Origin of the sequence: Massilia timonae (assembly GCF_001866515.1) — a bacterium.
Taxonomy (GTDB): domain Bacteria; phylum Pseudomonadota; class Gammaproteobacteria; order Burkholderiales; family Burkholderiaceae_D; genus Telluria; species Telluria timonae.
Window position 1 is genome coordinate 3,298,220 of sequence record NZ_JRYB01000001.1, and the last position, 21,353, is coordinate 3,319,572.

Here is a 21,353-nt window from a genome sequence, read left to right on the forward strand (position 1 = left end):
ACTTTACCGGACTCAGCAGACAGGAAGTCGCACTGCCCCCCATGGACACCTCACTACCCGTCAAGCAGCCGCTGACCGACGAGCAGCGTTTTCAGTACCTGATCGCCGGCATCAGCGATTATGCGATCTACATGCTCGACCCGCAGGGATACGTCAACAGCTGGAATGCGGGCGCCCAGCGCTTCAAGGGCTATCTCGAGCACGAGATCCTGCAGCAGCATTTCTCCCGTTTCTACACGCCCGAGGACCGCGCGTCCGGCCTGCCGGCGCAGGCCCTTGCCCACGCGTTGGCGCATGGCCGCTACGAATCCGAAGGCTGGCGCGTGCGCAAGGACGGCGGCCGCTTCTGGGCCCACGTGGTGATCGATCCGATCCGCGATGCCGGCGGCGAGCTGATCGGCTTTGCCAAGATCACGCGCGACGTCACCGAAAAGAAGCAGGCGGAGGACCTGCTGCGCGAGAGCGAGCAGCGCTTCCGCCTGCTGGTGCAGGGCGTGACCGACTATGCGATCTACATGCTCACGCCCGAGGGCGTGGTGTCGAACTGGAACCTGGGCGCCCAGCGCATCAAGGGCTACAGCCAGGACGACATCGTCGGCCACCACTTCTCGCTGTTCTACACCGACGAAGACCGCCTGCGCGGCCTGCCGGCGCGCGCGCTGACGGCGGCCGGCGACGTCGGCCGCTACGAGGCCGAGGGCTGGCGTGTGCGCAAGGACGGCACCCGGTTCTGGGCCAACGTCGTGATCGACGCCATCCGCGGCGACGACGGACGCCTGCTGGGCTATGCCAAGATCACGCGCGACCTGACCGAGAAGAAGGCGGCGGCCGAGGCGCTGGACAAAGCCCAGGCGGCGCTGTTCCAGGCCCAGAAGATGGAGTCGATCGGCCAGCTCACCGGCGGCATCGCGCACGACTTCAACAACCTGCTGTCGGTGATCTCGAGCGGCCTCGAGGTGCTGAGCATGCAGCGCAGCCCGGGCGGCGACGCCAAGACGCTCGACAGCATGCGGCGCGCGATCGACCGCGGCGCCACGCTCACCCAGCAACTGCTGGCCTTCGCGCGCCAGCAGCCGCTGGAACCCGAAACGCGCAACGTCAACCGCATCATCAGCGGCTTCGAATCGGTGCTGCGGCGCGCCGCCAATTCATCGATCGACTTCGTGCTCAAGCTCGACCCCAGGGCGCCGAACGCCGTGATCGACGCCGCGCGGCTGGAGTCGGCGGTGCTGAACCTGGTGGTCAATGCGCGCGACGCCATGCCGGGCGGCGGGCGCATCGTGGTCGAGACCGCGGGCGTGGTGCTGGCCGAGGGCGAACACGCGGCGCTGGCGGCCGGCCCCTGGCTGCGCCTGAGCGTGAGCGACACCGGCACCGGCATGACGCCGGAGACCATCGCGCGCGCCTTCGAACCCTTCTTCACCACCAAGGAAGTGGGCAAGGGCACGGGCCTCGGCCTGTCGCAGGTGTACGGCTTCATCAAGCAGTCGGGCGGCGAGGTGACCATCGAGAGCACGGTGGGCGAGGGCACCAGCATCATTATCTGGCTGCCGGCCGTGACCTCGCACGCGCACGACCTGGCGCAGATCGAGACCGAGACCGTGCTGATCGTCGAGGACGAACCCGACCTGCTGGACGTCGCCTCCTCGCTGTTCCTGAGCATGGGCTACGACGTCATGACCGCCGCCAGCGGCAGCGACGCCCTGAACCTGCTGGCCAGCCGCGACATCGACATCCTGTTTACCGACGTCGTGATGCCGAACGGGATGAACGGCATCGAGCTGGCGGCCTACACGCGCAACAACTATCCGAACGTGAAGGTGATGCTGGCCTCGGGCTATCCGCAGCCGGCATTGAAGCTCGACCGCTCGCGGCTGGGGGAGTTCGCCTTCGTCAGCAAGCCGTACCGGCTGTCAGACCTGGCCAGGAGCCTGCGCAGCGCGCACTAGGCGCCTGGCGAAGCGTTTGCATTGAAATGAGAATCATTCTCATTTAATATGGTGCCTACGGCGCGCGGTGCGCCGTGGTTTTCACAGGGGGTGCCGATGCTGGCCGAACGGGACGTCGATCGACTGCTATGCGAGCACGGGGCGCTGTTGCGCGCCCATGCCCAACTCCAGGCGCGCTGCACGGCCCTGTTGCACGAGCAGGCCGAGCGCATCCGTCGCCTCGATGCCGATCTGGTGCGCACGCGGGCGGCGGCGATCCGCAGCCTCAGCGCGCTGGCCTGGGAACGCGAAGACCGCGCCGCGCTCGAAGAGGCGGCGCCTGGCCTGAAGCGGCGCGCGGCCATGGGCCGCCAGGTCGAGGCCTTGCAGGCGCGCGTGCACGAACTGACGCGCCGGCTGCATGCGCGCGAACTGGCCGGCCATGCTGCGCGGACCGACGACGCCTTGCCGCGCGCACTCGACGCCAGCCTCGAAGCCAGCCTGGAAGCGGCGGACCTGGTGATCTGCCAGACCGGTTGCCTGAGCCATGGCGACTACTGGCGCGTGCAGGACCACTGCAAGCGCAGCGGCAAGGTGTGCATGCTGGTCGACCAGCCCGACCGGGTGCACATCGTGCGCATCGGGAGCCTCGCCTGAGGCTTACAAGGCGAAGATGATGTCGCTGATCTGCTCATAGAGCTTGTCGGCCGACGGCCCCTGGTTGGGCCAGTTCAGGATGTCGAAGTGGTCGTAGCCCTTGTAGTTGCCGAGGAAATTCCAGGCCCCGCGCACGGCCGTGCCGTCGTAGTCGCGCGCCGGGTGGCCGCTCGGCGAGCGCATGCTGATCGTGTTGACCACGCCATCGTTCGAGAACCAGTCGCTGTCGATCTTCACGCGGTTGGGCAGGTCGAGGGTATAGCTGCCCATGCCGCGCTGCGCCACCGAGGGCACGATCCACTCGCCGGCGAACGATTTGAAATAGGGGATCATGTCGGCGCGCGCATACTGGAACAGCGTGGTCTGGACAGGGGCGACCACGCGGTCGGTGCCGTTGCAGCACCAGGCGCCGCCTTCGGTGGCTACCGTGCCGACCGAAAAATAATAGATGTGCGGCGAGGTGCGCGCCCATAGATTGAATTCGCGCGCGCCGTCCGGCGCCAGTTCCCAGCCCGCCACCCGGTGCCCGAGCACGTCGCGCAGCGGCAGGCGGATGCCCGGCAGGATGTTGAACACGGCATCGGTGAGGGTGGTGCCGTTGTGCGGCGCCGAGATCGTGGTCACGCTGCGGATCCAGCCGACCTTGCCGCCCTTGAACAGTTCGCCATCGCCTTCGTCTTGCGGCGAGCCGTGTTCGAGCAGCTCGATCAGCGCCCGGATCGTGGTGCCGCCCTGGCTATGGCCGATCATGTGGATCGGATGGTCCTGGTCCCAGGCCGGGTACAGGGCCAGCGGATAGTCTTGCGGGTTGTTGCGCGGGTCGGCGGCCCAGCATTTGCCGGGCGGCTTTTGCACCTGGCCCGGCAAGCCGTGGTCGCGCACATGGGCCTTGCCATAGTCGACACAGCCGCCCTTGATCTGGGCATACAGGTCGGCCGCGCGGTCCCAGTTGGACGAGATCGGGCCGACCGCCGCGGCGAACACGGCGCGTGGACCGCGGTAGATCTGCATCTGCGAGGCGATGTCGCCATAGCCGCCCCAGTAATTGAAGCCGCTGTGCTGGAATTCCTCGGGTCCGAAGCCGAGGAAGCCGTGGACGAGGATGACGGGATAGTTATTTGCCGCGCTGCAGGCGGGAGCGGCGAACATGCCCAGCGCAACCAGCAGGGCGGCGCAGGCGCGAGCGAATCGAACCATCTGGCTTCTCCGATAAATGCGTCAAGCACATTGTCGGAGGTAGGACGACGGTCGGGTTTGCGCTGTGTCGACCCGCGGCGAAGGAATTAAACTTCACGCAAGGAAACATGCGCATGCCGCTTGACAACGCCGTGCGACATTCCTTGCGTTGATTGCTTGGACGATCAGCGCACCGTGGTGCTGCCGACCGACGTGGTCGGCTCCGAGACCGCCGTCGCCGGCGTGGCGCCCGGCGACGGCGCGGTCGAGGCGGTGGCCGCCGCCTTCTCGGCCTGCTCCAGGCGGCCGTCGGTCCACACCACGTAGTCGTCGACCGAGTACAGGCGGCACGGATCCTTGCTCTTGGCCGAGCAGGTGGCCAGCGCGCGGCCTTCCGGGTCTTCGCCTTCCTCGGCCCAGGTCCAGCCGCCGCTCGGCGACACGGCGAAGGCGCGCGGCGTCATCTTGGTCAGGTAGTCGCGGTAGGCGCGGCGGCCGTGCTCGGACAGGAAGGGCACGGCGTCGACGTCGTCGACCCCGGCGTAATCGGTGCGCGGCTGGCTGGGCGGAGGCGGGACGTCGACCACGACCGCGGTCGGCATGCCGATCTCTTTCAGGAAGCGTTCCGTATCTTGCAGCCACACCTTCTCGCCGTCGCGGCTGGCCAGCATGCCGTGGGCATCGCGCTTGAACGACGGGAATTCCACCAGGCGCCCGCGGCCGCCGGCCTGGACGTAGGAAGCGTGCATGCGTCCGGCCAGTTCCGGGCCGAACAGCGAGTCGTTCTGGCCATACATCCACAGGCTCGGCACCTTCGCCTTGGCGCCGTATTCGGCGAAGGCCGACACCAGCTGCGAGCGCCAGGCGCAGCGGTCGCTGTCGTCGCGCAGGCCGCCGGCGAAGTTGATCAGGCCGCGCACGCCCGGCAGGTCTTCGGTGCCGAGGGCGATCGTGGCCAGGCCGCCATACGACTGGCCGGCCACCACCATGCGCTCAGCATCGACCCAGGGCTGGCGGCGCGCATAGTCGAGCGTCGAGCGGATGTCTTCGGCTTGCGTATAGCCATTGGCCGTCATGTCGCAGCCATGGTCGCGGTAGCGGCCGCCCGACTTCGAAAAGCCCTGGCGCATCGGCACCATCACTGCATAGCCGCGCTTCACGAAGGCGCTGGCCATGTAATAGAAGCGGTCACGCGGCTGCAGGCTGGGGCGGCCGGGATCCTTGCCATGGTTGATGACGATCAGCGGGAAGGGGCCGGGACCGTCCGGCTGGAACACGGTGGTCTCGAGCGTGACGCCGCCATCGCCGGCGGGCACCTGGACGACGTGCTCGTTCATGCGGTAATCGAGCTGGGCAGGGGCGGCAGCCGGCAGTTCCCGCAGGTGCGCCACGGCTGGCAGCATGGCCAGCACGGCAATCGAAGTGGAGATCAGGGTGCGGACGGACGGTGTTCTCGACATGGATGACTCTGGTAATGCTGCCATACGGAACAATTTCCTTACGGCATAAACCCGAGTCTAGGACGAGTAAATCTTGAGAGCAATATCCGGTTGACCAGATCGACAGGTATATTTTTGTGTGTGGCGAAAGTGACATCCGACGCGTTTTTTTACAAAGGAGTATCATCGCCTCCCTATGAGTGGTAAGGGAAATTACGCATGAGCAAGTATGCGCCGCGCGAGTGGGCACCCGACGAAAGGCCGATGATGCCCGGCTCGCCGTCCACGCCGGCACATCCGACCCCACTGCGCTTCGCCTACCTGTTCGTCGGCGTCCTGATCACGATTACGGGTGGTCTCGGCAACGCACTGGTGACCGTCAACCTGGTTCACCTGCAGGGCGTGCTGGGCGCGTATTCCACCGAAACCACCTGGTTGCCGGCCGCCTACGTGATGGCCAACGCCTCGATGAACCTGCTGCTGGTGAAATTCCGGCAACAGTTCGGCCTGCGCCTGTTCACCGAGATCTTCCTAGTGCTGTATGCGCTGGTGACCTTCGCCCACCTGTTCGTCAACGACCTCGCTTCGGCGATCGCGGTGCGCGCCGCCCACGGCATGCTGGCGGCGGCGGTGTCGCCGCTCGGCCTGTACTACATCCTGCAAGGGTTCAAGAAGGAATGGCGCCTGCGCGGGGTGGCGCTGGCGATGGGGGCGGCCCAGCTGGCGCTGCCGCTGGCCTACATCTTTTCCAACGACCTGCTGCAGATCGCCGAATGGCGCGGCCTGTACCTGTTCGAGCTGGGCCTGGCCCTGGTGTCGCTCGGCGCCGTGCTGCTGCTCAAGCTGCCGCCGGGCGACTACATCAAGGCCTTCCGGCCGACCGACTTCGTCACCTTCGCGCTGTTCGCGCCGGGCATGGCGCTGCTGTGCGCGGCGATCAGCTTCGGCCGGGTGGAGTGGTGGTTCGAGCGTGCCTGGATCGGGATGGCGCTGGCCGGCGCGATCCTGCTGCTGGCGGCCGCGCTATGCGTCGAGCATAACCGCGCCAATCCGCTGCTGAACCTGCGCTGGCTGGCCAGCGGCAATATCGCGCGCCTGGCGCTGTCGATGCTGCTGGTGCGCATCGTGCTGTCGGAGCAGAGCGTGGGCGCGGTCGGCTTCCTGCGCGCCGTGGGCCTGGACAACGACCAGCTGCAGACCCTGTACGCGATCGTGCTGGCCGCCACGGTGGCCGGGATCGTGGTGTCGGCGCTGACCATCAACGTCAAGCACCTGGTGGCGCCGCAGGTGATCGCGCTGTTGTGCATGGCGCTGGGCGCCTGGATCGACGCCCATGCCAGCAACCAGACGCGGCCCGAGCAGATGTACCTGAGCCAGAGCCTGCTCGCCTTCGGCGGCACGCTGTTCCTCGGCCCCCTGGTGGTGTCGCTGCTCGGCGCCGTGATCCCGAATCCGCAGAACCTGATCAGCTTTTCGGTGCTGTTCGGCCTCACGCAGAACCTGGGCAGCCTGCTCGGTTCGAGCCTGGTGGGCACCTTCCAGGTGATCCGCGAAAAATACCATTCGTCGCTGATCGTCGAGGGCCTCTCGAGCCTGGATCCGCTGGTGGCCAGCCGCATCCAGTCCGGCGCCGCCGCGGCCGGGCGCCTGCTGGCCGACCCCGCCGCCGCGACGCGCCAGAGCCTGCAATCGCTGTCGACGACCGCGACGCGCGAAGCCAATATCCTCGCCTATAACGACGTGTTCCTGGTGCTGGCCGCCCTGGCCGCGGCGAGCGCGGCCTGGATCTTCCTGCATGCCGTGTGGCTGCACTGCTTCCCGGCCGTGCAAGCCGTGCCGACCCCCGCGCCCAAGCCGGGAACCCCACCACCACCCGACCCCGTGACCGATTAATATGCCAGAACCATCGACCGTACCAAACCGTTCCAGACGCATCCTGCTGAGCGCCCTCGCGTTCGGCGCTATCGCCATCGCCGGCGTGTTGATCGTGCTGTATGCCTGGAACCTGCCGCCGTTTCGCAGCACATTGCAGAGCACCGAAAATGCGCTGGTGCGCGGCCAGGTGACGATCATCAGTCCGCAGCTGAGCGGCTACGTGGTCGAGGTGCGGGTGCAGGATTTCCAGCACGTCAAACAGGGCGAACTGCTGATGCGCATCGACGAGCGCATCCCGACCCAGCGCCTGGCGCAGGCGCGCGCCGAGCTGGCCAACCGCCAGGCGGCGCTCGCCAATTTCGCCCAGAGCCAGTCGAGCGCGCGCGCCACCATCGCCCAGAACCAGGCGCTGCTGGCGTCGAACGAGGCCCAGGCCCGGCGCGCCCAGGCCGACCTGCGCCGCGTGGAACAGCTGGCGGCCGACGGTTCGCTGTCGGCGCGCGAACTCGACGCCGCGCGCGCGACGCAGGCCCAGGCCAGCGCCAGCCGCGACCAGTCGCGCGCCGCGATCGAGATCGCGCGCCAGAACCTGCGCTCGGTCGACGTCAACCGCGCCGCGCTCGAGGCGGCGGTCGCCAATGCCGAAGCCGCGGTGAAGCTGGCCGAGATCGACCTGGCCAATACCCGCATCACCGCGCCGCGCGACGGCCAATTGGGCCAGGTGACGGTGCGCCTGGGGGCGTTCGTCAATGCCGGCGCCCAGCTCACGGCCCTGGTGCCGGACACGATGTGGGTCATCGCCAACATGAAGGAAACGCAGATGGCCAACGTGGCCGTCGGCCAGCCGGTGACCTTCAGCGTCGACGCGCTGGGCAATGCGCGCCTGCGCGGCCACGTCGAACGCATCTCGCCGGCGACCGGTTCGGAATTCTCGGTGATCGCGCCGGACAACGCCACCGGCAACTTCGTCAAGATCGCCCAACGGATTCCGGTTCGGATCAGCATCGATCCGAACCAGCCGCTGGCCGCGCGCCTGCGGCCGGGCATGTCGGTGGTGACCACGATCGATACGGCGCACGTCGGAGCCGCACGGTGAGGCGGCGCGGTCTCGTCCTGGCGGCGCTGCCGTGGCTGCTGTCGGCCTGCGCGATGGCGCCGCAGCCGGCGCCGGAACCGTCGCTCACCGTGCCGCCGGCCTGGCGCACCGCGAGCGATGGCGCCAACGCGGCCATCGAGCGCGACTGGTGGCGCGCCTTCGGCGATCCGGTGCTCGACTCCCTGGTGCGGCGCGCGCTCGACAATAACGGCGACCTCAAGATCGCCAGGTCGCGTCTGCAGGAATACCAGGCGCGCATCCGCGTGGCCGACAGCGCGCGGCTGCCGGCACTGAACCTGTCGCTGGGGCCGATGCGCGCGCGCACGATCGGCCCGTTCGGCGACCCGGTCGAGACCACCTCGGTGGTCGGCGCGGTGCAGGCCAGTTATGAGCTGGACCTGTTCGGCCGCATCGCCGGCAGCGTGGAGGCGGCGCGCTTCGAGTCGCTGTCGCAGGAAGCGGCCTTGGAGGCGGCGGCGCTGGCGGTGGCCGCCAACACGGCGTCCGGCTACCTGAACCTGCTCGGCCTGGACGCCCAGCTGGCGCTGGCCAGGGCGACGCTGGAATCGCGCGAGCGCTCGTTCGAACTGGCGCGCCACCAGTTCGAGGTCGGCTACAGCTCGCGCCTGGAGATGTCGCAGGCCGAGGCCGAGCTGCACTCGACCGCCGCCACCGTGCCGCAGCTGGAGCGCCAGATCGCGCTGCAGGAGCAGGCGCTGAACGTGCTGCTCGGCGCCAGTCCCGGCCCGGTGGCGCGCGGCGCCGAACTCAAGGCATTGCATGAACCGCGGCCGGCCCCGGGGCTGCCGTCGGAACTGCTGCGCCGGCGTCCCGACATCGCCCAGGCCGAGCGCCTGGTGGCCGCCAGCGACGCCAGCCTGGCGGTGGCGCGCGATGCGCTGCTGCCGTCGATCCGCCTGACGGCTTCGCTGAGCGCGCAGGGACACAGCCTGTCGCAGCTGCTGCGCTCTCCGACCGAATTGTGGAGCATCGGCGGCAGCGTGCTGGCGCCGCTGTTCGACGCCGGCCGGCTGCGCGCGCAGGCCGAGATCGCGGGCACGGTGCGCGACCGCGCGGTGTACACCTACGAGACCGTGGTGCGCACCGCGTTCGCCGAAACGGACAATGCGCTGGCCTCGATCGACGGCTTGCAGCGGCAGCTGGTGGAGGCCGAGGCGCGGCGCCGGGCGGCGGGCGAGGTGCTGCGGGTGGCGGGCAACCGCTATCGCAACGGTTACGCTTCCTATCTGGAGGAGCTCGACGCGCAGCGCACGGCCTTCAACGCCGACCTGAATGCGCTGCAGCTGCGCACCAGCCTGCTGGCGGCCCACGTCGACCTGTACCGGGCGCTGGGCGGTGGATGGACGCCGGCGCAGTGAGTGCAGTCGTCGCGAAACGTGCGGTTTGCGCCGTGTGCCTGCGCGCGCAGTCGGCCTGCATCTGCCGCTGGATCGCGCCGGTCGCGCCCCAGGCCGCGCTGCTGGTCCTGCTCCATCCGCTCGAGGTCGGCAACGCCAAGAACAGCGGGCGGCTGCTGCACCTGAGCGTGGCGGGCAGCGAGCTGGCGGTCGGTGAAGCGTTCGATGCGGACGTGCTGGACGGCCTGCTGCATGCCGGCGGACGCACGCCGGTGCTGCTGTATCCGCACACGCCGGACGACCCGAGCCTGCCGCTGCCGTTTCCTGCGTTGCCCGCGTCCTCGCTGCGCCTGGTGGTGCTCGACGCCACCTGGCGCAAGAGCCGCAAGATGCTGTACCTGAATCCGGCGCTGCAGAAGCTGCCGCGGCTGGCGCTGACCGACGTGGCGCCGTCCAACTACCGCATCCGCAAGGCGCATGCACTGCACCAGCTGTCGAGCCTGGAAGCGGCGGCGCAGGCGCTGGGCCAGCTCGAAGGCGATGGCGCGCGCTACGGGGCGCTGCTGGACGCCTTCGATGGGTTTGTTTCACAACAGGCAGCGTACGTGCGCGCTTGAATTCGGCACCCGGGCGGCGTAATATACTGTACAAATATACAGTATCGGAGCGCCAGCCATGGGTACCATCGATTTTCCACTCCAGCGCGAACCGTTCGACGACGGACATGTCGCCCTTGCGCCGTCCCCGCCGCCGCTGGCGCGCAAGGGGCGCGGTGCGGTGTCGAACCTGCAAGGCCGCTACGAGGTCAACGGCCGCGAGCGCTTCGACGATGGCTGGGCGATCGACGACGACGATGCGCCGGCGTTCAAGACCGTGGTCACCGACGAGATCGCCAAAAGCATCCTCTCGCGCAATACATCACCGGACATCCCGTTCAGCGTCTCCCTGAATCCCTACCGTGGCTGCGAGCACGGCTGCATCTATTGCTTCGCGCGGCCGACGCACAGCTACCTCGGCCTGTCGCCGGGGCTCGATTTCGAGAGCCGCCTGTTCGCCAAGGTCAACGCGCCCGAACTGCTGCGGCGCGAGCTGGCGAAGCCCGGCTACGTGCCCGAACACATCGCCATCGGCGTCAACACCGACGCCTACCAGCCGTGCGAACGCGAGCGCAAGCTGACGCGCGCGGTGCTCGAAGTGCTGGCCGAGTGCCGCCATCCGGCCGGCCTGATCACCAAATCGTCGCTGATCGAGCGCGACATCGACATCCTGGCGCCGATGGCCGCCAAAGGCCTGGCGTGCGCGGCCATCACGCTCACCACGCTCGACGCCGAGATTTCGCGCACGCTGGAGCCGCGCGCGGCGGCGCCGATGCGGCGCCTGCGCACCATCCGCACGCTCACCGAAGCCGGGATCCCGGTGAGCGTCAGCGTGGCGCCGATCATCCCCTTCGTGACCGAGCCCGAGATCGAACGCATCCTCGAGGCGGCGCGCGACGCCGGCGCGGTCGGCGCGCACTACACGGTGCTGCGCCTGCCGCACGAGGTGAATCCGCTGTTTCAAGAGTGGCTGCAGGCGCACTTCCCGGACCGTGCGCAGCGGGTGATGAACCGCATCCGCGAGATGCGCGGAGGCAAGGACTACGACAGCGACTTCGCGACCCGCATGAAAGGCGAGGGCGTGTGGGCCGACCTGATCCGGCAGCGTTTCGAGAAGGCGTCCGCGCGGCTCGGGTTCTCGGACCTGCGCGGGCGCTTCGGGCGGCTCGATGGGTCGCAGTTCAGGCGGCCGCTGGTGGTGCCGCCATCGTCTGGAAAGCAGCGCGCTGGCGCGAGCGGCCAGCTGGATTTGTTCTAGGTACACGGTCCGCGAAAAGATGCCAGGTCACTGGGATGACGTCCTGAAATTGTTCAGTGCCCCGGCTGCCGGCGCGCCGCCGCGATCCTGGCTTCTACGTCGGTCCAGGCCGGCTTGTCCGGTGCGAAAGTGGCGCGCAGGTAGTGCAGCAGGTCGCGCACCTGGGCATCGCTGAAGCTGTTGGCGAAGCCCGGCATGTAACCCAGGTCGGCATTCGCGGGTTCGGGTATGCCGTGCAGGATCACCTTGACCAGGTTGTCCGGCGTGTCGGCATGGACGTTGGTGTTCACCTTGAGCGAAGGGCGCACGCCGAACAGGGTCGGGCCGCTGCCCTCCATGTGGCAGGCGGCGCAGGCGCCCGTAAACAGGCGCTTGCCGCTGGCGGTATCGATCGCCTGGGCCGCGCTGGCCGCCGGGGCCGACGCAGGCGCAGGGCCGGCCGTGACGGCGGCCGTGGCCGTGGCGGCCGGAGGCCGTCCCAGCGAGGCGATGTAATGCGCGATCGCGCGCACGTCCTCGGCCGGCAGCTGGGCCAGCTCGCTCACCACCGGCGCCATCGGCCCGGCGGCGACCCCGTGGCGCGCCGAGAAGCCGGTGCGCAGGTACGCGAACAGTTCGTCCTCGGTCCAGGGCTGCGGCGACTTCGACGACGCCGTGAGCGATGGCGCCTCCCATCCGTCAACCACGCCGCCGCTCAAGTGGTGCAAGCCCTTCTTTTCGGCGCCCAGCGCATTGCGTGGCGAATGACAGGCGGCGCAATGGCCGGCGCCCTCGACCAGGTAGGCGCCGCGGTTCCACAGCACCGAGCGGTCGGGGTCGGGCCGGTACACCTCTGGCTGGTGGAACAGCACCTTCCATCCCGACAGCAGCGGGCGCAGGTTGAAGGGAAAGCGCAGGCTCGACTCGGGCGGCTGGCTCTCGACCGCCGGCTGCGCCATCAGGTAGGCATACAGCGCCTGCATGTCCGGCTCCGTCATCTTCGCGTAGGCGGTGTAAGGGAAGGCCGGGTACAGGTTGCGGCCGTCGCGATGCACGCCCTCGCGCATGGCGCGCTCGAACGCGGCATACGACCAGTTGCCGATGCCGGTCTTCGGGTCCGGCGTGATATTGGTGGTGTAGATCGTGCCGAACGGCGTGTCCAACGCATGTCCGCCGGCATTCGGGATGCCGCCATCGGGCGCGGTATGGCACACCATGCAGTCGCCGGCCAGCGCCACCAGGCGCCCGCGTTCGATCGTCGCGGCCGAATACAGATTGGCGTCGGGCGGCGCGATCGGAGCGATGGCCGGGCGCCAGGGCAGGGCCAGCGACAGCGTCGCGCCCAGCGCCGCCGCCGCGCCGCCGAGCCAGCCGGCGGTGCGCCAGCGGCGCTTCGCGGGCGGCGTCGCGCGCTCGGCCAGGGCCAGCTTGATCTGGGCGCCGGAAAACGGCGCCTCGCGCAGCCTGACGCCGGTGGCGTCGAAAATGGCGTTCGCGACCGCAGCCGCGGCAGGCAGCGTGAAGGCGCCGCCCGCCTTGAGCTGTACCTCGGGCGACGGCAGGGACGAGGCGTCTTTGAGCTGGTCGGGCACGGGAGGACTGTGCGTGGTGATGGCGCCGGGCGGCACCCGCGCCTCGTTGTCCGACCAGCCGTCCACGCCGGCGTCCGGCGCGATCAGCCGCGCCATGGCCTGGCGCGCCTGTTCGTCGAGGGCGCCGCGTGCGGCAGGCGGCAAGGCGGCATGGGCCGCCGCGTCCTGCGCATCGTGGCCGGCGATGGCGCGCGTCACGCTCAATTCTCCCGAGGCCGGGTCGTAGGCGACTTCGGCCACCCAGGCCGACCAGCTCTGGACAGGCTGCGGCGCCTGCTCGATCGTGCTGGCATAGGCGAAGCCGCGCCCGTGCATCACCGGGCCGGGATCCGCGGCGCGCGCAGCGCGCGCCTGCCAGGCGGCAGCCTGGCTCACCGAGCGGACCAGGCGCGCGCCGGTGGGGTCAGGCAGGTGCGCGAGCCGGTAGGCGACCGGGTCGTGCCCGCCGTGGCGCGCCACCTCGTCGAAGAAGGATTCCTGTGCGAAGACCGCCGCCGCAGCGGGCGTGGACGCGCCGTCGCCGCTGCTGCTGATCTCGAACGCGTCCCAGGCATACGGCGGCTGCAGCGCGTCCAACGGCGCGATGGCGGCATCCTCGATCGCGTCGGCGCGTCCGGTCAGCAGCCAGGCCAGCGGCGGGGCGGGGCGGGCCTGGGCCAGGTTCAGGGTGTAGCGCTCCAGGCGCTCGGCGTCGACACGCGCGCCGGCCTGCAGCAGCGTGGGCTGGCCAGCGTCGATCCCGCACTCCAGCACCAGCGACAGCGCGGCCTTGCAGTGCAGGGTCAGCAGGGCCGCCACGCCGGCGCCGTTCGCGGCGTCGCGCGCTTCCTGGTCCGATTGCGGCGGGCGCGCGCTGCGCACCTCGACCAGTTCGGGCGGCAGTTGAAGCAGGGCCGCCAGTGCCGGCGCGATCTGGCCAGGATTGCCGTACGGGAGGTCGACCTGGATGCCCGGACCGGCCGGCCTGGCCAGGATGGACAGCGTCGTCGACCCGGTCGCGGCCGGCGCGCCTTGCCAGCGGTATTGCGCGGTCACCAGGTCGGGAGCGTCGTCGGCGCGCATGCCGCGCTGCAGCAGGATCTTGCGTTGCCGTTGCTGCGGCAAGTCTTCGCCAGCGGACGCGCGCCGCCAGCGGATGCGCACCAGCGGCCGCGCGGCGCGCGCCGCCGCATCCGACTCGGCGATGACCGCCACCAGGTGCTGGCGCACGAAGACCTCGCGCACGCCAGGGCGCGACAGCGCCGCCGCCGCATCGATGCGCTGCAGGCGTGCGCCGCAATAGCGTTCGCCATTCCAGTCAAGCGCGGGCGGCAGGATCAGGCGCGCATGCAGCAGCGCCGGGGCGCCGGACACGGGGATCGGTTCTGCAGCGTGCGGCATCAGCTTGCGCTTTCCCTGGCCAGTTCGACCGCGCGCAGGGCGCAGCGCATGATCTCGACATGGGTGCCGCAGCGGCACAGGTTGAAGTCCAGCTCGGCCCGGATCTGCTGTTCGGTCGCGTCGGGACAGCGCAGCAGCAGGGCCTTGAGGGTCATGATCATCCCGTTCATGCAGTAGCCGCATTGCGCGCCCTGTTCATCGATGAAGGCCTGCTGCACCGGATCGAGCCGGCCGTCGCGGGCCAGGCCATCGAGGGTCGTCACCGAGCGCTGGGCCACGCCGGCCAGCGGAATCACGCAGGAGCGCGCCGCGACGCCGTCGACCAGCACCGTGCAGGCGCCGCATTCACCCAGGCCGCAGCCGAACTTGGGACCGTTCAGGCACAGGTCGTTGCGCAGGACGTTGAGCAGGGGCGCGTCGCCCGGAATGTCAAGCAGGCGCGGCTGGCCGTTAACGACGAGGGCGATCGCGCGGGTGGTGTGATGGTTCATAAGCAGCCACAGTGTATTGCAAGGCGGCCCGATGGGTTGGGTCGGACGTGAAATCGAGTGTACACGATGGAAAATGCCAGCACAATGCGTAGATTCTCGTGCGTATTCGAATGCTGCATTGCAGTGCGAATTCCCGGGCATCGCTCCCGCTGGTGGTGCCGCGCCGCACGGAAAGAGGGCTTCGCTTGCGCCGTCCGGCTCGCCTGCGAAATCCTTGTTGCAAAACCACGCAAAGTGGTTAACTATAGTGTGTGCACTATAAATTCCGTCTTCCATCCGAAGCCATGGACCACCAAGGAGATCATCGAATGCAGCAGCGTCTTTATCGTATCGGACAAATCGTCCCGAGTTCCAACACCACCATGGAAACCGAGATCCCGGCCATGCTCACGGCGCGCCAGGCGATTCGTCCCGAGCGCTTCACTTTCCACTCGAGCCGCATGCGCATGAAGAAAGTGGTCAAGGAAGAACTGGCCGCGATGGACGGCGAATCCGACCGCTGCGCCGTCGAATTGAGCGACGCCCGCGTCGACGTCCTGGGCTACGCCTGCCTGGTGGCGATCATGGCGATGGGCCGTGGCTACCACCGCGCCTCCGAGGAGCGGCTGACCGCCCACACTGCCGCGAATGGCGCCAATGCGCCGGTGGTGACCAGCGCCGGCGCCCTGATCGACGCCTTGACAGTCATCAAGGCGAAAAAGATCGTGGTCGTCGCGCCTTACATGAAGCCGCTGACCGAGCTGGTGGTCGACTACATCCGCCACGAAGGCTTCGACGTGCTCGACTACCGCGCGCTCGAGATTCCGGACAACCTGGACGTGGCCCGCCATGATCCGGCCAACCTGCCGGCGATCGTGGCCCAGATGGATACCAGCCAGGTGGACGCGATCGTGCTGTCGGCCTGCGTGCAGATGCCTTCGCTGCCGGTGATCGCCCAGGTCGAGGCGATGACCGGCAAGCCGGTGATCACCGCCGCCGTGGCCACCACCTACGCGATGCTCAAGCGCCTCGACCTGGATCGCATCGTGCCGGGCGCCGGCGCGCTGCTGTCGGGCGCCTACTGAGGGGAGGGCGCATGACCAGCACCTTCCACAGCAGCTTCGTCCACGGCGCCAACGTCCACGCCAACGGCATCCGCCAGCACTACCTGCGCTACGGCGGCGCCGAGGGCGAACGCGCGCAGCGCGACGCCGTCATCATCGTTCCCGGCATCACCAGCCCGGCCATCACCTGGGGCTTCGTGGGCGAACGCTTCGGCCGGCAGTTCGACACCTACGTGCTCGACGTGCGCGGACGCGGCCTGTCCTCGAGCTCGGGCGAACTCGATTACAGCGTGGATGCGCAGGCGGCCGACCTGGTCGCCTTCGCCGACGCGCTGGGCCTGGACCGCTACGCCGTGGTCGGTCACTCGATGGGCGGGCGCATCGGCATCCGCGCCGCGGCCGATCGTCCGCGTGGCTTGACCAAGCTGGTGATCGTCGATCCGCCGGTCTCCGGCCCCGGGCGGCGCGCCTATCCATCCAAGCTGCCGTGGTATGTCGACTCGATGCGCCTGGCGCGCCAGGGCTGCTCGGTGGAGCAGATGCGCGACTTCTGCCCGACCTGGACCGAGGAGCAGCTGCGCCTGCGCGCCGAGTGGCTGCACACCTGCGACGAGCGCGCCGTGATCGCCAGCTTCGAGGGCTTCCATACGGACGACATTCACCAGTACCTGCCCGCGCTGACCCAGCCGGCGATGCTGATGGTGGCCTCGCGCGGAGACGTGCTGCTGCCGGTCGACATCGAGGAATTCCGGGCCAAGGTGGCGGGCCTGGCCGTGAGCCGGGTCGAGGATGCCGGCCACATGATCCCGTGGGATAACGAAGAAGGTTTTTACGCCGCGTTCGGCGACTTCCTGGGTGCGCGGCTGTGATGCCCACGCCCTTAGAACAAGGAGAAAGCAATGGCCGTCAGCGACCATGACCTGATTGGCGCCTGGAAGCAGGTGCTCACCCTGTCGAAGCTCGAGCCGGGGCAGATCGTCACCGTGCTCACCAGCAGCACGACCCACCCGCAGACGCTGTCGACCGCGCTCACCGCGGTGCAGCAGTTGGGCGCCGTGGCCAACCGGCTCGACCTGCCGCCGGTGAACGGCGACAAGGCGCTCAGCCGCGATTCGCTGGCCTATCTCGGCACCACGCCGCTGACCGGCAACCGGGCCGCCATCGCCGCGCTCAAGGAGAGCGACCTGGTGCTCGACCTGATGACGCTGCTGTTCTCGCCCGAGCAGCACGACATCCTCTCGGCCGGCGCCAAGATCCTGCTGGCGGTCGAGCCGCCCGAGGTGCTGGTGCGCATGGTGCCGACGCTGGACGACAAGGCGCGCGTGGCCCAGGCCGCGCGCCGCCTCGAGGGCAAGCGCGAAATGCACATCACCTCCTGCGCCGGGACCGACCTGCGCTGCCCGCTGGGCGAATTCCCGGTGATCCAGGAGTACGGCTTCGTCGATGCCCCGGGCCGCTGGGACCACTGGCCGAGCGGCTTCGTGCTGACCTGGCCCAACGAGCGCCAGACCTGCGGCACCCTGGTGATCGACCGCGGCGACATCCTGCTGCCGCTCAAGCGCTATGTGGCCGAGCCGGTGCGCGTCACGGTCGACCAGGGCTACGTGCAGGGCATCGAGGGCGGGCTCGATGCCGAGCTGCTCAGCGAGTACATGGCCTCCTTCGACGATCCGGAAGCGTATGCCATGTCGCATATCGGCTGGGGCCTGCAGCCGCGCGCGCAGTGGACCACGCTGGCGATGTACGACCGCGAAGCGACCATCGGCATGGATGCGCGCGCGTTCGAGGGCAACTTCCTGTTCTCGTTCGGCCCGAACAACGAGGCCGGCGGCTCGCGCGCCACGGCCTGCCACATCGACATTCCGCTGCGCCGCTGCACCGTGAGCCTCGATGGCGAAGCCGTGGTCCGTGACGGCAAGGTGCTCGACGGCTTCGTCTATTCCACCGGGAAGGGGGCGTCATGATGCACCAGGAAGCCGCGACCTACGAGCGCCAGGGCTTCGGCCAGTCGCTCGAGATGATCCCGCCGTACGGTCTGTTGATCGTCGACTTCGTCAACAGCTTCGCCGATCCGCAGGTCTTCGGCGGCGGCAACATCCCGCCCGCGATCGCGCGCACCGTCGACCTGCTGGCCCATGCGCGTGCGCAGGGCTGGCCGGTGGCGCACAGCCGCATCGTGTTCGCCGACGACGACAGCGACCGCAATGTGTTCGGCCTGAAGGTGCCGGGCATGGTGACGCTCAAGGAAAACGACCGCGCCAGCGCCATCGTGCCCGAACTGGCGCCGGCCAGGGGCGAGCTGGTGGTGCGCAAGACCGTGCCTTCGGCCTTCTTCGGCACCTCGCTGGCGCCATGGCTGACGCAGAACGGCGTGCAGACCCTGCTGGTGGCGGGCGCCGTCACCAGCGGCTGCGTGCGCGCCAGCGTGGTCGACGCCATGTCCTGGGGCTTTCGTCCGCTCGTGGTGTCCGACTGCGTGGGCGACCGCGCGATCGGGCCGCATGACGCCAGCCTGTTCGACATGGGGCAGAAGTACGCCACGGTGGCGCCGCTGGCCGAGGCGCTGGCGCTGACCGCGCGCTCCCGCTAGCAATACCGCCATGCCGTTCGCATGGACGGCGTGGCACAATGATGTCGATGATGAAGCACGGACCCGAATCCATGAACACTCCCAAGGATGCGCGCCGCGCGCTGTTCGAGCGCAGCGACCTGCTGCTGGTCACGCGCGCGCCGCAGCCGGGCGCCAGGCCCTCGCCCGGCCAGCCCGGCACCGCGTCGAACTACGTCCAGCCCTTGCCGGACGTGTTCATCGCCTTGCTGGCGGACGGCGCGGTCCTGGCCTTCAACGGCCACGTCGACCTGGGCACGGGCATTCGGACCGCGCTGGCCCAGATCGTGGCCGAAGAGCTCAGCGTGGGCCTGGAGCGGGTCACGATGGTGCTGGGCCATACCGAGGAGGCGCCGAACCAGGGGCCGACCATCGCCAGCGCCACCATCCAGATCTCGGCCATCCCGCTGCGCAAGGCCGCGGCGCAGGCGCGCGAGCACCTGCTGGCGCTGGCGGCAAAGCGCCTGCAGGCGCCGCCGGGCGCGCTGGCGATCGACGATGGCGCGATTCACGTGCGCGGCGACATGACGCGCCGCACCAGCTACTTCGAGCTGGTGGCCGGAAAGACGATCACGCTGACGCTCGAAGCGGGCGACGTGCCGTTGAAGCCGGCCGCCGACTACACCCTGGTCGGCCGCGACGCGCGCCGGGTCGATATTCCCGCCAAGGTGCGCGCCGAGGCGGTCTATGTGCATGACGTGCGGGTGCCCGGCATGCTGCATGCGCGCGTGGTGCGCCCGCCATATCCGGGGCGTGACGGCGGCGCGTTCGTCGGCGCCAGCCTGCTGTCGGTGGACCGCGGCTCGATCGGGCACTTGCCGGGCATCGTCGCCGTGGTGGTCGAGGGCGATTTCATCGGTATCGTGGCCGAGCGCGAAGAGCAGGCCCAGCGAGCGATGCGCGCGCTCAAGGTGCAGTGGAAGCCGGCGCCGCCACTGGCGCCGATGGACGACCTGGAAGCGAGCCTGCGGGCGATTCCCGCGACCCGGCGCGAGCTGGTGCGCGAGGGCGATGCCGAAGCGGCGCTGCGATCGGCCAGCGCGGTGCTCGAACGGACGTATGTCTGGCCCTATCACATGCATGCCTCGATCGGCCCGTCCTGCGCCGTGGCCGACTGGCGTGACGATGGCCTGACCGTGTGGTCGGGCACCCAGAACCCGCACGTGATGCGGATCGACCTGGCCCGCCTGTGCGGCCTGGACGAAGGCCGCATCGAGGTGGTGCGCCTGGAGGCGGCGGGCTGCTATGGCCGCAACTGCGCCGACGACGTCGGCGCCGACGCCGCGCTGCTGTCGCGCGCCGTGGGGCGGCCGGTGCGCGTGCAGCTCACGCGCGAGCAGGAACACGCCTGGGAGCCGAAGGGCGCGGCGCAGCTGATGGATGTGCGCGGCGGCATCGGCGCCGACGGCGCGCCGGCGGCATATGAGTTCACTACCCGCTATCCGTCCAACGACGCGCCGGTGCTGGCATTGCTGCTGACCGGCCGCATCGCGCCCGAGCCGCGCGTGCTGGAGATGGGCGACCGCACCGCCGTGCCGCCCTATGCGTATCCGAATGCGCTGGTGGCCTGCGATGACGTGGCGCCGATCGTGCGCTCTGGCTGGCTGCGCGGGGTGTCGGCGCTGCCGAACTCCTTTGCCCACGACTGCTTCATCGACGAACTGGCCGAAGTGGCCGGCCAGGACCGCCTGGCCTATCGCCTGGCCCACCTGCCGGACGAACGTGCCTGCGACCTGCTGCGCGCGGTGGCCGCCAGGGCCGGGTGGGTGGAAGGCGCCGCCGGCTCGCGCGGCCAGGCGGCGGGCGACGGCAAGCTGCACGGACGCGGAGTCGCCTACGCGCGCTATGTGCACAGCAAATTCCCCGGTTTTGGCGCCGCCTGGTCGGCCTGGGTGATCGACATCGCCGTCGATCCGCGCGATGGCGCGCTCGCCGTGAAATCGATCGTGGTCGGCCAGGACACCGGCCTGATGGTCAATCCGGCGGGCGTGCGCCACCAGATGCACGGCAATATCATCCAGTCGCTCAGCCGCGTGCTCAAGGAGCAAGTCACCTTCGGCAGCCAGGGCACGACCAGCCTCGAATGGGGCGCCTACCCGATCCTGCGCTTCACCGAGGTGCCGCCGATCGAGATCGTGCTGATGGACCGGCCCGACCAGCCGCCGCTGGGCTCCGGAGAGTCGGCCTCGGTGCCGAGCGCCGCGGCGCTCGCCAATGCCCTGTTCGACGCGACCGGGCAGCGCTTCCGCCAGCCGCCGTTCACGCCCGAGAACATCCTGCGGGTGCTGGGAGGCCTGTCCGGCCGGAAGGACTCCCGCCCGCCGGGACGGGTCAAGGGTTCAGCTGTCGATCATCTTGCGTAGCAAGAAGACCAGCGCCAGCCGCTCGGCTGGATTGAGGTTGCCGTAGGTCGCCTCGGTGATCTCGGCGGCCAGCGGCACGGTGTCGGCGACCAGCTGGGCGCCGCTCGGGCTGAGCGAGACCAGCACCTTGCGGCGGTCTGCCTCGTCGTGCGACAGCACGATCAGGCCGCGCGACTTGAGGCGTTCGACGATGCCGCGGATCGTTCCCTGGTCGATCGCGGTCACTTTCACCACGTCGCTCAGCGAGCAGGTCTTCATATCGCGGATCGCGCACAGGCTGACGAATTGGGCAGCCGTGAGATCGGAATCCAGGATGTGTTGCTGGAAGATGGCGGTATGGTGCTGGTAAGCGCGCCGCAGCAGATGGCCGATCTGGTCGGAGAACTGGTAGTCCTTGGTAGAAGATTTCTTGTTCATGGTCGCCATGGTAGCGCGGCTTTCCACGGCTGTGCCATCGCGGGCGAGCAAAGGGCAACATATTGTCGCCGTTCCCGGCTCGCTCGTGGCATTGCGC

At 69.1% G+C, this 21,353-nt stretch carries 17 protein-coding genes; 12 read left to right on the forward strand and 5 right to left on the reverse strand.

Going from position 1 to position 21,353, the window contains the following annotated elements; translation table 11 throughout:
• Positions 1-41 precede the first annotated feature (41 nt).
• Entirely contained in the window at positions 42-1,949 is a 1,908-nt protein-coding gene (locus LO55_RS14215; protein WP_071361949.1) for a hybrid sensor histidine kinase/response regulator, read from the forward strand.
• A 96-nt stretch (positions 1,950-2,045) separates the two neighbouring features.
• Entirely contained in the window at positions 2,046-2,585 is a 540-nt protein-coding gene (locus tag LO55_RS14220) for a DUF2325 domain-containing protein (RefSeq protein ID WP_071361950.1), read from the forward strand.
• A gap of 3 nt (positions 2,586-2,588) precedes the next feature.
• On the opposite strand, the gene LO55_RS14225 is transcribed toward LO55_RS14220, so the two are convergent.
• Positions 2,589-3,782: an esterase/lipase family protein gene (locus tag LO55_RS14225; protein ID WP_071361951.1), complete on the reverse strand. Its 1,194-nt coding sequence runs from the start codon at positions 3,780-3,782 to the stop codon at positions 2,589-2,591.
• 164 nt (positions 3,783-3,946) lie between these two features.
• A complete protein-coding gene (locus LO55_RS14230) occupies positions 3,947-5,221 on the reverse strand; it encodes a dienelactone hydrolase family protein (RefSeq protein WP_071361952.1) in 1,275 nt (424 codons plus the stop codon).
• A gap of 198 nt (positions 5,222-5,419) precedes the next feature.
• On the opposite strand from LO55_RS14230, the gene LO55_RS14235 reads away from it, so the two are divergent.
• The 5 genes from LO55_RS14235 to LO55_RS14255 are packed head-to-tail and all read left to right on the forward strand — an operon-like array spanning position 5,420 to position 11,383.
• On the forward strand, positions 5,420-7,093 hold the full coding sequence (locus tag LO55_RS14235) for an MFS transporter (RefSeq protein ID WP_005666302.1): 1,674 nt from the start codon (positions 5,420-5,422) through the stop codon (positions 7,091-7,093).
• 1 nt (position 7,094) lies between these two features.
• Positions 7,095-8,171, forward strand: a complete 1,077-nt coding sequence (locus LO55_RS14240; protein ID WP_071361953.1) for an HlyD family secretion protein — start codon at positions 7,095-7,097, stop codon at positions 8,169-8,171.
• Positions 8,168-9,550 carry an efflux transporter outer membrane subunit gene (locus tag LO55_RS14245; protein ID WP_083415328.1) on the forward strand — a complete coding sequence of 461 codons (1,383 nt, stop codon included), beginning with the start codon at positions 8,168-8,170 and terminating at the stop codon, positions 9,548-9,550. The genes LO55_RS14240 and LO55_RS14245 overlap by 4 nt, the downstream gene beginning before the upstream one ends.
• Positions 9,532-10,146, forward strand: coding sequence for a tRNA-uridine aminocarboxypropyltransferase (locus LO55_RS14250; RefSeq protein WP_071361954.1), 615 nt, complete (start codon positions 9,532-9,534; stop codon positions 10,144-10,146). The genes LO55_RS14245 and LO55_RS14250 overlap by 19 nt, the downstream gene beginning before the upstream one ends.
• A gap of 58 nt (positions 10,147-10,204) precedes the next feature.
• Entirely contained in the window at positions 10,205-11,383 is a 1,179-nt protein-coding gene (locus LO55_RS14255; protein WP_071361955.1) for a PA0069 family radical SAM protein, read from the forward strand.
• Between the two features lie 53 nt (positions 11,384-11,436).
• Here the strand turns inward: LO55_RS14255 and LO55_RS14260 are convergent, their stop codons facing one another.
• Complete coding sequence (locus LO55_RS14260; RefSeq protein WP_071361956.1) at positions 11,437-14,334, reverse strand: c-type cytochrome; 2,898 nt, start codon at positions 14,332-14,334, stop codon at positions 11,437-11,439.
• Positions 14,334-14,825 (reverse strand): (2Fe-2S)-binding protein, encoded by a 492-nt coding sequence (locus LO55_RS14265; protein WP_071361957.1) that lies wholly within the window; start codon positions 14,823-14,825, stop codon positions 14,334-14,336. Before LO55_RS14265 ends, LO55_RS14260 begins: the two co-directional genes overlap by 1 nt.
• 308 nt (positions 14,826-15,133) lie before the next feature.
• Between LO55_RS14265 and LO55_RS14270 the strand changes: the two genes are divergently transcribed.
• The 5 genes from LO55_RS14270 to LO55_RS14290 all read left to right on the forward strand — a co-directional run bounded on the left by LO55_RS14270 (position 15,134) and on the right by LO55_RS14290 (position 20,839).
• Positions 15,134-15,889, forward strand: coding sequence for a maleate cis-trans isomerase family protein (locus LO55_RS14270; RefSeq protein ID WP_071361958.1), 756 nt, complete (start codon positions 15,134-15,136; stop codon positions 15,887-15,889).
• 11 nt (positions 15,890-15,900) lie between these two features.
• Complete coding sequence (locus LO55_RS14275) at positions 15,901-16,737, forward strand: alpha/beta fold hydrolase (protein WP_071361959.1); 837 nt, start codon at positions 15,901-15,903, stop codon at positions 16,735-16,737.
• A gap of 30 nt (positions 16,738-16,767) precedes the next feature.
• Complete coding sequence (locus LO55_RS14280; protein ID WP_071361960.1) at positions 16,768-17,832, forward strand: 2,5-dihydroxypyridine 5,6-dioxygenase NicX family protein; 1,065 nt, start codon at positions 16,768-16,770, stop codon at positions 17,830-17,832.
• Positions 17,832-18,458 (forward strand): isochorismatase family protein, encoded by a 627-nt coding sequence (locus LO55_RS14285; RefSeq protein ID WP_071363790.1) that lies wholly within the window; start codon positions 17,832-17,834, stop codon positions 18,456-18,458. The genes LO55_RS14280 and LO55_RS14285 overlap by 1 nt, the downstream gene beginning before the upstream one ends.
• Before the next feature lie 71 nt (positions 18,459-18,529).
• Positions 18,530-20,839 carry a xanthine dehydrogenase family protein molybdopterin-binding subunit gene (locus tag LO55_RS14290; RefSeq protein WP_229410143.1) on the forward strand — a complete coding sequence of 770 codons (2,310 nt, stop codon included), beginning with the start codon at positions 18,530-18,532 and terminating at the stop codon, positions 20,837-20,839.
• Here LO55_RS14290 and LO55_RS14295 read toward each other — a convergent pair.
• A complete protein-coding gene (locus LO55_RS14295; RefSeq protein ID WP_083415594.1) occupies positions 20,816-21,256 on the reverse strand; it encodes a MarR family winged helix-turn-helix transcriptional regulator in 441 nt (146 codons plus the stop codon). The two genes, LO55_RS14290 and LO55_RS14295, sit on opposite strands and share 24 nt — an antisense overlap.
• Between the last annotated feature and the right edge of the window lie 97 nt (positions 21,257-21,353).